This window comes from Agrobacterium deltaense RV3 (assembly GCF_900013505.1).
Lineage (GTDB): Bacteria > Pseudomonadota > Alphaproteobacteria > Rhizobiales > Rhizobiaceae > Agrobacterium > Agrobacterium leguminum.
Window position 1 is genome coordinate 2,732,323 of record NZ_LT009745.1, and the last position, 12,426, is coordinate 2,744,748.

The 12,426-nt window shown below is 59.3% G+C and carries 11 protein-coding genes; 7 read left to right on the forward strand and 4 right to left on the reverse strand.

Annotated features, from left to right (window positions below; all coding sequences use genetic code 11):
• Nucleotides 1–8 precede the first annotated feature (8 nt).
• Together AGR7B_RS13695 and denD are read right to left on the reverse strand one after the other, a co-directional pair.
• The gene (locus tag AGR7B_RS13695) at nucleotides 9–911 is read right to left on the reverse strand and encodes an NAD(P)-dependent oxidoreductase (RefSeq protein ID WP_065656891.1); all 903 of its coding nucleotides are present in this window, start codon (nucleotides 909–911) and stop codon (nucleotides 9–11) included.
• Entirely contained in the window at nucleotides 908–1,894 is a 987-nt protein-coding gene (denD, locus tag AGR7B_RS13700) for a D-erythronate dehydrogenase (protein WP_080857107.1), read from the reverse strand. Before denD ends, AGR7B_RS13695 begins: the two co-directional genes overlap by 4 nt.
• Before the next feature lie 199 nt (nucleotides 1,895–2,093).
• Here denD and AGR7B_RS13705 point away from each other — a divergent pair, with 199 nt between their 5' ends.
• The 6 genes from AGR7B_RS13705 to AGR7B_RS13730 all read left to right on the forward strand — a co-directional run bounded on the left by AGR7B_RS13705 (nucleotide 2,094) and on the right by AGR7B_RS13730 (nucleotide 8,615).
• Nucleotides 2,094–3,539, forward strand: coding sequence for an FAD-binding oxidoreductase (locus AGR7B_RS13705; protein WP_078052320.1), 1,446 nt, complete (start codon nucleotides 2,094–2,096; stop codon nucleotides 3,537–3,539).
• Between the two features lie 117 nt (nucleotides 3,540–3,656).
• Nucleotides 3,657–4,373: a FadR/GntR family transcriptional regulator gene (locus tag AGR7B_RS13710; protein ID WP_080856872.1), complete on the forward strand. Its 717-nt coding sequence runs from the start codon at nucleotides 3,657–3,659 to the stop codon at nucleotides 4,371–4,373.
• Nucleotides 4,374–4,573: 200 nt separating this feature from the next.
• Nucleotides 4,574–5,734, forward strand: coding sequence for a fumarylacetoacetate hydrolase family protein (locus tag AGR7B_RS13715; protein ID WP_080856873.1), 1,161 nt, complete (start codon nucleotides 4,574–4,576; stop codon nucleotides 5,732–5,734).
• 21 nt (nucleotides 5,735–5,755) lie between these two features.
• The gene (locus AGR7B_RS13720) at nucleotides 5,756–6,286 is read left to right on the forward strand and encodes a TRAP transporter small permease (protein WP_003520303.1); all 531 of its coding nucleotides are present in this window, start codon (nucleotides 5,756–5,758) and stop codon (nucleotides 6,284–6,286) included.
• 4 nt (nucleotides 6,287–6,290) lie between these two features.
• Nucleotides 6,291–7,568: a TRAP transporter large permease gene (locus AGR7B_RS13725; RefSeq protein WP_035265222.1), complete on the forward strand. Its 1,278-nt coding sequence runs from the start codon at nucleotides 6,291–6,293 to the stop codon at nucleotides 7,566–7,568.
• Nucleotides 7,569–7,607: 39 nt separating this feature from the next.
• Complete coding sequence (locus AGR7B_RS13730) at nucleotides 7,608–8,615, forward strand: TRAP transporter substrate-binding protein (protein WP_065656889.1); 1,008 nt, start codon at nucleotides 7,608–7,610, stop codon at nucleotides 8,613–8,615.
• A 106-nt stretch (nucleotides 8,616–8,721) separates the two neighbouring features.
• On the opposite strand, the gene acs is transcribed toward AGR7B_RS13730, so the two are convergent.
• Nucleotides 8,722–10,677: an acetate--CoA ligase gene (gene acs, locus AGR7B_RS13735; RefSeq protein WP_065656888.1), complete on the reverse strand. Its 1,956-nt coding sequence runs from the start codon at nucleotides 10,675–10,677 to the stop codon at nucleotides 8,722–8,724.
• 229 nt (nucleotides 10,678–10,906) lie between these two features.
• Between acs and AGR7B_RS13740 the strand changes: the two genes are divergently transcribed.
• The gene (locus tag AGR7B_RS13740) at nucleotides 10,907–11,608 is read left to right on the forward strand and encodes a DUF1013 domain-containing protein (RefSeq protein ID WP_065656887.1); all 702 of its coding nucleotides are present in this window, start codon (nucleotides 10,907–10,909) and stop codon (nucleotides 11,606–11,608) included.
• Nucleotides 11,609–11,667: 59 nt separating this feature from the next.
• On the opposite strand, the gene AGR7B_RS13745 is transcribed toward AGR7B_RS13740, so the two are convergent.
• Nucleotides 11,668–12,327: a YggS family pyridoxal phosphate-dependent enzyme gene (locus tag AGR7B_RS13745; RefSeq protein ID WP_065656886.1), complete on the reverse strand. Its 660-nt coding sequence runs from the start codon at nucleotides 12,325–12,327 to the stop codon at nucleotides 11,668–11,670.
• Between the last annotated feature and the right edge of the window lie 99 nt (nucleotides 12,328–12,426).

Genomic DNA, 12,426 nt, shown 5'->3' on the forward strand with positions numbered 1-12,426 from the left:
AACCTGCCTCAGCCCTGTTCCCGGTTATTCAGTTTTTCGAGGTAAAGCAGGATGCCGCTATGGTCGATATCGGCACCACCGTCACCGACGAAGTCGTCAAATTCCCGCGTCACCTGCTGCGTAAGCGGCAGATTGAGAGACAGATCCTTCGCCGTCGCCAGCACGCCGTTCAGATCCTTGAGCTGGAACTTGGAGGGACCGCCAGGTACGAAATTGCGCTTCACCATGCGGTCGCCATGCAGTTCCAGGATCCGGCTTTCGGCAAAACCGCCGCGTATGGCGTTGCGGAACCCTTCACGCGATGCACCACCCGCTTCCACCAGCATCATCGCCTCGGCAACCGCGCCGATTGTGATGGCGACGATCTGCTGGTTGGCGAGTTTGCAGAGCTGGCCCGCGCCCGAGGGACCGACATAGGTAAGCCGGCCCATCGGCGCGAAAACATCGGCAAGACCCGAGATCAGCGGCTCATCACCACCCGCCATGATGGCGAGCGTACCTGCCGTCGCGCCCGGCACACCGCCGGAAACCGGCGCGTCGACATGATGAATGCCGAGCGCTTGAAGCCGGGAGGAATGTTCCCGCGCAATCGGCGGGGCAATCGAGCTGCTATCGATCACGACCGCACCCTTTTTCAGTGCTTCGGCCACTCCGGCCGCAAACAGCACCTCGCCCACAGCCTTGCCGTCGCTCAGCATGGTGATGACGATATCGGCGCCTTTGGCGGCCTCCGCCGGCGATGCCGCGACGACCGCGCCATCGGTCACAAGAGCCTCGGCCTTATCGACGCTGCGGTTCCAGACGGTCACCGAAAAGCCAGCCCCCAGCAGACGCCGGGCCATCGGCCCGCCCATCAGACCTGTGCCGATAAAGGCGACAGACCGCTTCTTCTCCTCCCCGCCAACACTCATTTCAGTGAACCTCCCAGTTCGTCCTCGATATGAACCTGAATGATCTCTTCGAAGGAGCTTTCAGCCGTAAAGCCCAGTTCGCGGGCGCGCTTGGCTTCGAAACCGGGGGCCCAGCCTTCGCACATGCGCATGATCATCTCGTTCGGCTCGCGGCGAATGAGGGCGACGGCCTTTTCGCCCGCGACCTTGCGCAGCGCTTCGATCTGCTCGCCGACGGTGGCGCTGAGGCCGGGCATGGACAGATTGCGGCGCGGACCGACCTTTTCGACGTCAATCGTTGCCCCATGGATCAGGAAACCGACGGCGGAACGCGGCGAAGCGTGCCAGTGGCGAATGCTTTCCGGCACCGGCAGAACCGCTTCCTGGCCGACCAGCGGCTCGCGCAGGATATTGGAGAAGAAGCCGGAAGCAGCCGCATTCGGCTTGCCGGGACGAATGCAGATGGTCGGCAGGCGAATACCGATGCCGTCAAAGAAACCGCGGCGGCTGTAATCGGACAGCAGCAATTCGCAGATCGCCTTTTGCGTACCGTAGCTGGTCAGCGGCGTGGTGTGGAATTCATCCGGGATCGGATAGGGAAGCGGCGCACCGAAAACGGCGATGGACGAGGTGAAGACCACGCGCGGCTTATAACCATCCTTGCCATTGGCGATGCGGATGGCATCGAAGAGATAACGCGTACCGTCGAGGTTGATGCGGTAGCCCTTGTCAAAATCGAGCTCGGCTTCACCGGAGACGATGGCGGCGAGGTGAAAAATGGCATCTGGGCGGGCTTCAACCAGCTTTTCGGCCTCACCCGGCGCGGAGAGATCGGCGGCACGCGCATCGACCGCACCGGAAAAACCGGCAGGCGCTTCGGGCTGGAACACGTCGATAAGCGTGAACTTTTCGATTGGCTTGCCGCCAAGCGATCCGTCCTTGACGAGACGCTGAGTCAGCTTGCGGCCCACCATGCCTGCGGCGCCGATGATTGCGATATGCATGTTTTCCTCCTCTTTGTCCCGGCCATTCTCCCGGGACCGAAAAAACATCATCGGCCAGTCGACCGATAAATTAGCTTGTAAGGTTGTCTGATAACCTTATATGATCGGATTGAAAATAGTATTTTTTCACAAACCGGCAAAAGCAAGGGCGAGAGAGCCCTGTCCGGAAATTTAGGGCGGATTGGACGGAGAGGGTGGAATGACGATCGTGAGCGAAACCGATATCGGGGAATTGCGGTTCTCGTTGAAGAACAGGCTCGGCGAGGCTTTGATGCTGACATCGCAGGAAGACATGCTGCGCTATTGCCGCGACTGGCACGGCGATGTCACCAGCTCGGCCGTCGCCGTCATCCGCCCCCGCTCGACCAAGGAAGTCTCCGACACCGTTCGCGCCTGCGCGGAACTGGGCCTTGCCATCATCCCCCAGGGCGGTAATACCGGACTGGTGCTCGGCGGCATTCCCGATGCCCCCAAGCATCAGGTCGTATTGAGCCTGGAGCGCATGAATGCCATCCGCACCATCGATAGCGACGATTTTTCCGCCGTTGTGGAAGCCGGCTGCATTCTGTCGGAATTCAAGGATGCGGTTCAGGACAAAGGCATGTTTTTCCCGCTGTCGCTCGGCGCACAGGGCAGCTGCCGCATCGGCGGCAACGTCTCCACCAATGCCGGCGGCATCAATGTCCTGCGCTACGGCATGACCCGCGAACTGGTGCTGGGTCTCGAAGTCGTATTGCCGGACGGCACCATCTGGAACGGGCTGTCGACGCTGCGCAAGGACAATCGCGGCATCGATCTGAAGCAGCTCTTCATCGGCGCCGAAGGAACGCTCGGCATCATCACCGCGGTTGCCGTCAAGCTTTATCCCAATCCCGAACATGTCGAGACGGCGCTGCTCGGCCTCAATTCGCTTGACGATGCCATCAAGCTTTACCGCCGCGCCCGTCGCGAATGCTGCGACCTGATGTCCGCCTTCGAATTCATGCCGCCTGTCGCCTTCACACTCGCAATTGAAGCAATTCCCGATCTCAAGATGCCCATCGCCGGCGATTATCCTGCCTATGTGCTGATGGAAATTTCCGGCTCGGGGTTGGTCGATACCGCTGACCTGATGGGACGCTTCCTTGAGGGCGTGATGGAAGACGGGCTGGTGCTGGACGGCGTGATCGCTTCTTCACGGGCACAGGCCCAATCGCTCTGGCTGTTCCGCGAAGGCATGAACGAGGGCCAGGCGCTGCGCGGCGCGCATATGCGCACCGACATTTCCGTACCTTTGTCGAAACTCGCAGCCTTCGTGGCTGAAGCCGAGGCGGAACTTGCGGAAAAACTGCCGGAATGCCTGGCGGTTTCCTATGGCCATGTCGGAGACGGCAACGTCCACCTCAACGTGCTGCCGCCGAACGGTTCGACGCCACAAGAGCGCGACGCCTTCATCTACAAGTCCAAGACACTCGTTAACGAGGTTCTCGACCGTTACGTCGGCAGCATCAGCGCCGAGCACGGCATCGGTCGCCTGAAACGCTCCGATTTCGAAAGCCGGCTATCCGACGTGCAGCGCCGGATGATCACCGGCCTGAAAAATACCTTCGACCCTGATTTGCGGATGAATCCTGGTTGCCAGATAACCCTGCAACCGGATAGCTAATCGAGGAATGGCAAAGGCGGCTGAAAACGCCGCCTTTGAAAACCCCGCTGACGGCGAAGGAGGAAGTCGCCTGCCGCGGGAAAACGAACCAATCGTTTCTGTGGAACGGGAGCAACCATGACGCTGGAGTTCAATCAGATACATCGCAACGATCATCTGCCCGGCCGTATCGCCGCGGAGATTGCGCGCGAAATCAATGATTCGAAGCTCGGACCGGGTGACAGGCTGCCGACCGAACATGTTCTGGCAAAAACCTTCGGGGTCAGCCGTTCGGTCATCCGCGAAGCGATTGCACAATTGCGCAACAAAGGCTTTGTCGAAACTCGGCAGGGCGTGGGCGCATTCGTCACCGATCCCCGGCAAAGACTGTCCATCCGCATCGAGCGGTCGCGGCTAAACGACCCGGAAAATTTCCGCGATCTTTTCCAGCTCCGCATGCCGCTGGAAATAGAGGCGGCGGGGCTTGCCGCATTGCACCGCAGCCCGCAGCAGCTGACGCGGCTGGCGGCAGCCTTGGAAAAGATGAAAACCGCCGATGATTGGTCGACGGAAGGCGTTGCCGCCGATCTCGACTTCCACCGCATTCTGGCGGAAGCGACTGAGAACGAATATTTCCTGATGTTCCTCGGCTTCATCGCGGAACGCATCAGCTCCGCCATCAACATCGCTTTCTCCCGCGCGGTTTTTGGTGAAATTCTCGAGGTGACGATTGCCGAACATGTGGCAATCTACGAAGCCGTCGAGAAGGCCGACGCCACTGCCGCCAAGAACGCCATGCGCAAGCACCTGATCGGCGCAGCCAGCCGGGTCAATCTCGAACTGGATATCTTCTGAGCAGCAATGTGGATGCCGGCAAAGCTATAGGACAGGTTTACGGCTTTGCGGGAATTGAGACGCGAAACACGATAATTTTGTCGGCAAGGCCGCTAGACTCGTAGCAAAAGTCATACTAAGAAGAATGGGATTAAGTTGTCAGACATCCAGACAATAAGACCGCAGGAGGCGGCCTGTCGGATGCTGAAGGGGAGGACTACATGATCGGTACAAGGTCCATCGACGCTACCGCAATTTTGCCTGAAGATTTCGAAAACGCGCTGCTCGTCGGCCGCGTCTGGTCGAAAAGCGAAGGCGGCCCCTGCCCCGTCCTGCTGAAGGGCGGTGTGCTTTATGACCTCACTTCGATTTCCCCTACCATGTCCGAACTTCTGGAGAAGACCGATCTGGTGGAGCGGCTCGCCGACACCGGCACCTTCGTCGCACTCGGCGCACTGGAAGCTTTTCTGGACGGTTCCGCCGGCGAACTCCTTGCTCCCAACGACATTCAGGCCGTCAAGGCCGCCGGCGTCACCTTCGCCGACAGCATGCTGGAACGCGTGATCGAGGAGCAGGCCAAGGGCGATCCGCTGCGTGCGCAGGAAATTCGCGGACGGCTTGCGCCGGTTCTCGGCGACAATCTCAAGGGACTTGAGGCCGGCTCCGAAAAAGCTGCCGAAGTGAAGAAGCTGCTCCAGGAAATGGGCCTCTGGTCGCAATATCTGGAAGTCGGCATCGGCCCGGATGCGGAGATATTCTCCAAGGCGCAGGCCATGGCTTCCGTCGGCTGCGGCGCGCTGATCGGCGTTCACCCGAAATCGCAGTGGAACAACCCGGAGCCGGAAGTGGTGCTTGCCATCACCTCCGACGGCCGAATCGTTGGCGCAACGCTCGGCAACGACGTCAACCTGCGCGACTTTGAAGGCCGCTCTGCACTCTTGCTCAGCAAGGCGAAGGACAACAACGCTTCCTGCGCGATCGGTCCCTTTATCCGCCTGTTCGACGGCAACTTCACCATTGAAGATGTGAAGAAATCACAGATATCGCTTCTGGTCGAGGGCGAAGACGGTTTCACCATGACGGGCGTCAGCCCCATGGAGGCGATCAGCCGCACGCCGGAAAACCTCGCTTCGCAGCTCTTGAACCGCAACCATCAATATCCTGACGGCGCCGTCTTTTTCCTTGGCACGATGTTCGCGCCGGTGAAGGATCGTCATGGCCCAGGCCTCGGTTTCACCCATTCAAAGGGCGACCGTGTTGAAATCTCCACGCCCAAGCTCGGTAAGCTGATCAACTGGGTCACCACGACCGACGAATGCCCGGAATGGACATTCGGCACCGCGGCCCTGATGCGCAACCTGGCGAAACGAGGGCTGCTCTAGATATTTCTTCGGGAGGGGAAAATGCAAAAGACCATCAATCTCTTTTACCGGATTCTCGAAATCATTCTCGTCCTGCTGCTTGCCGGCATGTCGATCATGGTCTTCGTCAACGTCGTCATGCGTTATACGATGAACTCCGGCATCAACGTCTCGGAAGAACTGTCGCGTTACTTCTTCGTGTGGCTGACCTTCATCGGCGCCGTGTTGACCTTCCGTGAGAACAGCCACATGGGCATCGAAACGCTCGTGATGTTCCTGTCCCGTCGCGCCCGCATCGTCTGCATGATCGTGTCGAACATCATCATTCTGGCCTGTTCCGCCATCTTCTTCTGGGGTACCTGGAAGCAGTCCGGCATCAATGCCAGCATGCATGCGCCCGTCACCAAGCTTTCGATGATCTGGGTCTATGGCGTCGGCATGTTCACCGGCGGCCTGATGTTCATCATCGCACTGGAACGCCTGTACCGTTACTTGACGGGCGGCGTGACAGAAGACGAAATCGCCCAGTTCGCGGGCGAGAATCTGACGATCGAACAGCTTTCGGAGCGCTGATACCATGACACTTCTCGTTTTTGTCGGCTCTCTGCTGGGAGCCATGGCGATTGGCGTTCCCGTCGCGTTCTCGCTGATGTTCTGCGGCGTCGTGCTCATGTGGTACATGGGCATGTTCAACACCGCCATCATTGCCCAAAACATGATCTCGGGCGCGGACACCTTCACCCTGCTTGCCATTCCCTTTTTCATCCTGGCTGGCGAACTGATGAATTCCGGCGGCCTGTCCCGCCGCATCATCGACTTTGCAATCGCGCTCGTCGGTCATATCCGTGGCGGTCTCGGCATCGTGGCCATCGTTGCAGCCATCATCATGGCCAGCATTTCCGGTTCGGCCGCAGCCGATACCGCAGCCCTCGCCGCAATCCTCATCCCGATGATGGCAAAGGCCGGTTACAATATTCCCCGCTCCGGCGGCCTCATCGCCGCAGGCGGCATCATCGCCCCGGTCATTCCGCCATCCATGGCCTTCATCGTCTTCGGTGTTGCCGCCAACGTCTCGATCACCCAGCTTTTCCTTGCGGGTATCGTTCCCGGCATTCTGATGGGTGCATCGCTCATCATCGCCTGGCTGATCGTGGTCCGTAAGGATAACGTCAAGCCGCTGCCGAAGACCTCCGCCAAGGAACGCCTGACAGCGACCGCACGCGCCGGCTGGGCGCTCGGCATGCCCGTCATCATTCTCGGCGGCATCAAGGCAGGCATCATGACGCCGACGGAAGCTGCCGTCGTTGCCGCTGTCTACGCGCTTTTCGTCGGTATGGTGATCTACCGCGAACTGAAACCGGCGGATCTGTTCCACGTGCTTCTGCGCGCCGCCAAAAGCACGTCCATCATCATGTTCCTGGTTTGCGCGGCACTTGTCTCCGCATGGCTCATCACGGCAGCGAACATTCCGAACGAAGTCGCAGGCTATATCGAGCCGCTGATCGACCGCCCGATGCTTCTGATGGCCGCAATGATGGTGCTTGTCTTCATTGTCGGAACCGCACTCGACCTCACGCCGACCATCCTGATCCTGACGCCTGTTCTGATGCCCATCGTCAAACAGGCGGGCATCGACCCGGTCTATTTCGGTGTTCTCTTCATCATCAACAACGCCATCGGCCTGATTACCCCTCCGGTTGGCGTGGTGCTGAACGTCGTCAGCGGCGTCGGCCGCATCCCGCTCGGCAAGGTCACGGTCGGCGTCTGGCCGTTCCTCGTTGCCGAAACCATCGTCCTGGCGCTGCTGGTGATTTTCCCGGACATCGTCCTCGTACCGCTGCAGTATCTCCGTTAATTCAACCTGCTTCTCGCAAACAATCCAAGGGAGGATATTATGAGAAAGCTTCTTCTGACCACCACGGCCATCGCTTTCGCCGTTGGCGCCGCCGCTCCGGCAATGGCCGAATTCAACAGCCGTAACATCCGCGTTTCGAACGGCATCAACCAGGATCATCCGGTCGGCAACGGCATCAAGGCCATGCAGGCCTGCCTTGACGACAAGTCCGGTGGCAAGCTGAAGCTGACGGCATTCTGGGGCGGCGCTCTCGGCGGTGACCTTCAGGCAACACAGGCCCTGCGCTCCGGCGTTCAGGAAGCGGTCGTGACGTCCTCGTCGCCGCTCGTCGGTCTCATCCCGTCGCTCGGCGTCTTCGACCTGCCGTTCCTCTTCGCCAACGCCAAGGAAGCCGATGCCGTCATGGACGGCGCCTTCGGCGACATGATGAACAAGAAGCTGGAAGAACAGGGCCTCGTAAACCTGGCCTACTGGGAAAACGGCTTCCGCAACCTGTCGAACTCCAAGCACGCCGTGAACAAGTGGGAAGACTTCTCGGGCCTCAAGGTTCGCGTGATGCAGAACAACATCTTCCTCGACACCTTCCAGAACCTCGGCGCCAATGCAACCCCGATGGCCTTCGGCGAAGTCTTCTCGGCGCTGGAAACCAACGCGATCGACGCGCAGGAAAACCCCTATGTGACGATCGACACCTCGAAGTTCTACGAAGTGCAGAAATACATCACCGAGACGAACCACGCCTACACGCCGTTCCTCTTCCTCTTCTCCAAGCCGATCTTCGACAGCTACACGCCCGAAGAACAGGCCGCCCTGCGTGAATGCGCAATCGTCGGCCGCGACGAAGAGCGCAAGGTCATCCGCGAACTGAACCAGAAGTCGCTGGAGAAGATCAAGGCTGCCGGCCTCGAAGTGAACACGCTGTCTGCCGAAGAGCAGACCCGTATCCGCGAAAAGTCGATGGTCGTCTACGAAAAGCACAAGGCTGAGATCGGCGCAGACGTCGTCGACGCCGTTCTGGCGGACCTGAAGAAGATCCGCGGCCAGTAATCCTTACCGGATACAATTAAAAACACCCGGAGGTTCCGCCTCCGGGTGTTTTTGTTTGTGAAAATCGCAGATGGAAAAAGGCTGCCGAAGCAGCCTTTCCAGAAGCTCAGGACGCGGTGCGGTTCTGCCGGTTGGCGATGAGGTCTTCGACCACCGCTGGATCGGCGAGCGTCGACGTATCCCCCAGCGCACCAAAGTCGTCCTCGGCGATCTTGCGCAGGATGCGCCGCATGATCTTGCCGGAGCGCGTCTTGGGCAGGCCCGGCGCGAACTGGATCTTGTCAGGTGTCGCAACCGGCCCGATCTCGTTGCGCACGTGCTTCACCAGCTCCTCGCGCAGCGCATAGTCGCCATTCTGGCCCGCCATCAGCGTGACATAACAATAAATGCCCTGGCCCTTGATGGCATGCGGGTAACCCACCACAGCCGCTTCCGAAACGAGGTGATGCGACACCAGCGCCGATTCCACTTCGGCCGTGCCAAGGCGGTGACCGGAAACGTTCAGCACGTCATCGACGCGGCCGGTAATCCAGTAATAACCGTCCTCGTCACGCCGGCAACCGTCGCCGGTGAAGTACTTGCCCTTGTAGGTCGAGAAATACGTATCGACGAAGCGCTGATGATCGCCATAGACGGAGCGCGACTGGCCCGGCCAGCTATCGATGATGCAGAGATTGCCGTCAGCGGGTCCTTCCAGCACATTGCCCTCGGCATCGACAAGCTGAGGCTGCACGCCGAAGAACGGCCTTGTGGCCGAACCTGGTTTCAGATCGGTCGCGCCCGGCAGCGGCGAAATGAGAATGCCGCCGGTTTCCGTCTGCCACCAGGTGTCGACGATCGGGCTCTTGTCCTCGCCGACCACATGGTAATACCACTCCCAGGCTTCCGGATTGATCGGCTCGCCGACCGTGCCGAGAAGCCGCAGGCTCTCGCGCGACGAGCGCTGGACGAACTGGTCGCCCGCCCCCATCAGCGATCTGAGCGCCGTCGGCGCGGTGTAGAAGATATTGACCTTGTGCTTGTCGATGACTTCCCAGAAGCGGCCCTGATCCGGGAAATTGGGAACGCCTTCGAACATCAGCGTCGTCGCGCAGTTCGCAAGCGGACCGTAGACGATATAGGAATGGCCGGTGACCCAGCCGACGTCGGCGGTACACCAGTAAACCTCGCCGTCCTTGTAGTCGAAGACATACTCGTGCGTCATCGACGTATAGACGAGGTAGCCGCCCGTGGTGTGCAACACGCCCTTCGGCTTGCCGGTGGAGCCTGAAGTGTAAAGAATGAACAGCGGGTCTTCCGCACGCATTTTCACCGGCGGGCAATCCGGCTTCACGGTGGCGATTTCCTGATGGTACCAGATATCGCGGCCGGGCGCCCAGCCGGTCTTTCCGCCGGTGCGGCGCACCACCAGAACCTTGTTGACGATGACATATTGTTTGGCGGCGATATCGATCGCCTTGTCGGTATTTTCCTTGAGCGGGATCGGCTTGCCGCCGCGCACGCCCTCATCGCAGGTGATGACGAAGGTGGACTGGCAATCGACGATGCGGCCCGCCAGCGCTTCCGGCGAGAACCCGCCGAACACGACGGAATGGATGGCGCCGATGCGGGCACAGGCGAGCATCGCGTAAGCCGCCTCGGGTATCATCGGCATATAGATGGTGACGCGGTCGCCCTTCTTGACACCGTGCTTCTTCAGCACATTCGCCAGACGGCAGACATAGTCATAGAGCTGGTTATAGGTGATCTTCTTGTCGATATAGGGGTTGTCGCCTTCCCAGATGATCGCCGTGCGCTCGCCATGCGTCTTCAGGTGCCGGTCGATACAGTTATAGGAAACGTTCGTCAGGCCATCCTCGAACCACTTGATCGGCACCCTGCCCTTGAAGGACGTGTTCTTGACCTTGGTATAGGGCTTGAACCAGTCGATCCGCCGGCCGTGCTTGTCCCAGAACTTTTCCGGATCCTCGACGCTCTCCTGATACCATTTCTGGTAACGCTCATTGTCGATGAGCGTGCGGGCCTTCGCCGATTTGAGAACCGGGTAGATTTTGGCAGACATAAACTCCTCCTGGAACCGATATGGCTTCTGACGTGGCCCGAGACTCCCACCTCAGGCATGTGTTGAATTCATAGCAGTTCAAATCCGCACGGCAATTAGACAAAGGTCATTTGTTTCGCAAAGAATTGCAATTCTGATGCAATCCGGTTATAGAGCGGCAATATCCCGGAAATCAGTGGTTGATACCACGCCCGCGACACCGGCGCGGACGGACAGAAGGACTGTATCTATGGCTCAACAATTGCTCATGCCAAAGGCAACGGCTGTATGGCTGGTTGACAACACCGCGCTGTCGTTCGATCAGATCGCCACGTTCTGCAAACTGCATCCGCTCGAAGTCAAGGCGATTGCCGACGGTGAAGCCGCACAGGGCATCAAGGGTCTCGATCCGATTGCAACCGGACAGCTTTCCCGCGACGAGATCGCCCGCGCTGAAAGCAATCCCAACCACAAGCTCAAGCTTTCCGAGCCGAAGGTCCGCGTGCCGGAATCCAAGCGCCGCGGTCCGCGCTACACCCCGGTTTCCAAGCGTCAGGACCGTCCGAACGCCATTCTCTGGCTCGTTCGCAACCACCCGGAACTGAAGGATGCGCAGATTTCGCGTCTCGTCGGCACCACGAAGTCGACCATTGAGCAGATTCGTGACCGCACCCACTGGAACTCGGCAAACCTGACGCCGATGGACCCGGTCACACTCGGCCTCTGCAGCCAGATCGATCTCGACCTCGAGGTCGAACGCGCCTCGCGCGGCCGTCCGCTGCCGACCGCCGAAGAGCTGGACAACACACTGCAGCCGGCGACGGCAACGGAAGGTCTGGATTACAACTTCCAGCGCGAAGAAGACGAGCAGATCGACGCAGATGCGGTCTTCAAGAAGCTCAGCTCGCTGAAGTCTACGCAGAAGGACGAAGACGAGGACGATAACTACTGATCGGACGTCTTTTAGAGTTTGAAAACCCGGCCTCAGCGCCGGGTTTTTTATTTGCAGCCTTATCGCGTACCGAAGATCGCCGAGCCTACACGAACGCTCGTTGCGCCGAATTCCACGGCAGTTTCGAAATCGCCCGACATGCCCATGGAAAGCTTCTCAAGTCCACATTGTTTGGCAAGCTTCGCCAGAAGCGCAAAATGCGGACCCGGATTTTCATCCGCCGGCGGAATGCACATCAGTCCTTCAACCCGCAATTTCAGCTCATCCCGACAAAAGGCGACGAAAGCCACGGTCTCACGTGGATCGATACCCGCCTTTTGCGGCTCAAGCCCTGTATTAACCTGCACATAAAAACGAAGGCTTCGCCCCTGTTTGCCGCATTCCTCGGCAAGCGCGCGGGCGATCTTTTCGCGGTCGACGCTCTGCACCACATCAAACAGCGCCACGGCATCCGCCGCCTTGTTGGACTGTAGCGGGCCAATCAGATGCAACTCGATATCAGCCGTCTTCTCTTTAAGCGCAGGCCACTTGCCCTGCGCCTCCTGCACGCGGTTCTCGCCGAATACGCGCTGGCCCGCATCGATGACCGGCTGGATCGCCTCCGCCTCGAAGGTCTTCGAGACCGCGACGAGGGCAACATCCGCCGCCTTGCGTCCGGATTTTTCCGCAACATCGGCAATGCGCTGCCTGACATCCTCAAGACGTGCTTCGATTTCCATCACAAGACCTTCATCTGAACCATTCGCAACGCTAACTAGACGCCGATTGCCTTGATGCCAAGCGGGTTTAGCACCATTTGAGGCACGCTGGCCAAGATT

What these genes read in the sequence shown, in the direction of transcription:
- AGR7B_RS13710 (WP_080856872.1), top strand. Translation starts at nt 3,657, where the DNA reads ATGACGCTGGAGTTCAATCAGATACATCGCAACGATCATCTGCCCGGC.
- AGR7B_RS13740 (WP_065656887.1), top strand. Translation starts at nt 10,907, where the DNA reads ATGGCTCAACAATTGCTCATGCCAAAGGCAACGGCTGTATGGCTGGTT.
- AGR7B_RS13715 (WP_080856873.1), top strand. Translation starts at nt 4,574, where the DNA reads ATGATCGGTACAAGGTCCATCGACGCTACCGCAATTTTGCCTGAAGAT.
- acs (WP_065656888.1), bottom strand. Translation starts at nt 10,677, where the DNA reads ATGTCTGCCAAAATCTACCCGGTTCTCAAATCGGCGAAGGCCCGCACG.
- AGR7B_RS13720 (WP_003520303.1), top strand. Translation starts at nt 5,756, where the DNA reads ATGCAAAAGACCATCAATCTCTTTTACCGGATTCTCGAAATCATTCTC.
- AGR7B_RS13745 (WP_065656886.1), bottom strand. Translation starts at nt 12,327, where the DNA reads ATGGAAATCGAAGCACGTCTTGAGGATGTCAGGCAGCGCATTGCCGAT.
- AGR7B_RS13705 (WP_078052320.1), top strand. Translation starts at nt 2,094, where the DNA reads ATGACGATCGTGAGCGAAACCGATATCGGGGAATTGCGGTTCTCGTTG.
- AGR7B_RS13730 (WP_065656889.1), top strand. Translation starts at nt 7,608, where the DNA reads ATGAGAAAGCTTCTTCTGACCACCACGGCCATCGCTTTCGCCGTTGGC.
- AGR7B_RS13725 (WP_035265222.1), top strand. Translation starts at nt 6,291, where the DNA reads ATGACACTTCTCGTTTTTGTCGGCTCTCTGCTGGGAGCCATGGCGATT.
- AGR7B_RS13695 (WP_065656891.1), bottom strand. Translation starts at nt 911, where the DNA reads ATGAGTGTTGGCGGGGAGGAGAAGAAGCGGTCTGTCGCCTTTATCGGC.
- denD (WP_080857107.1), bottom strand. Translation starts at nt 1,894, where the DNA reads ATGCATATCGCAATCATCGGCGCCGCAGGCATGGTGGGCCGCAAGCTG.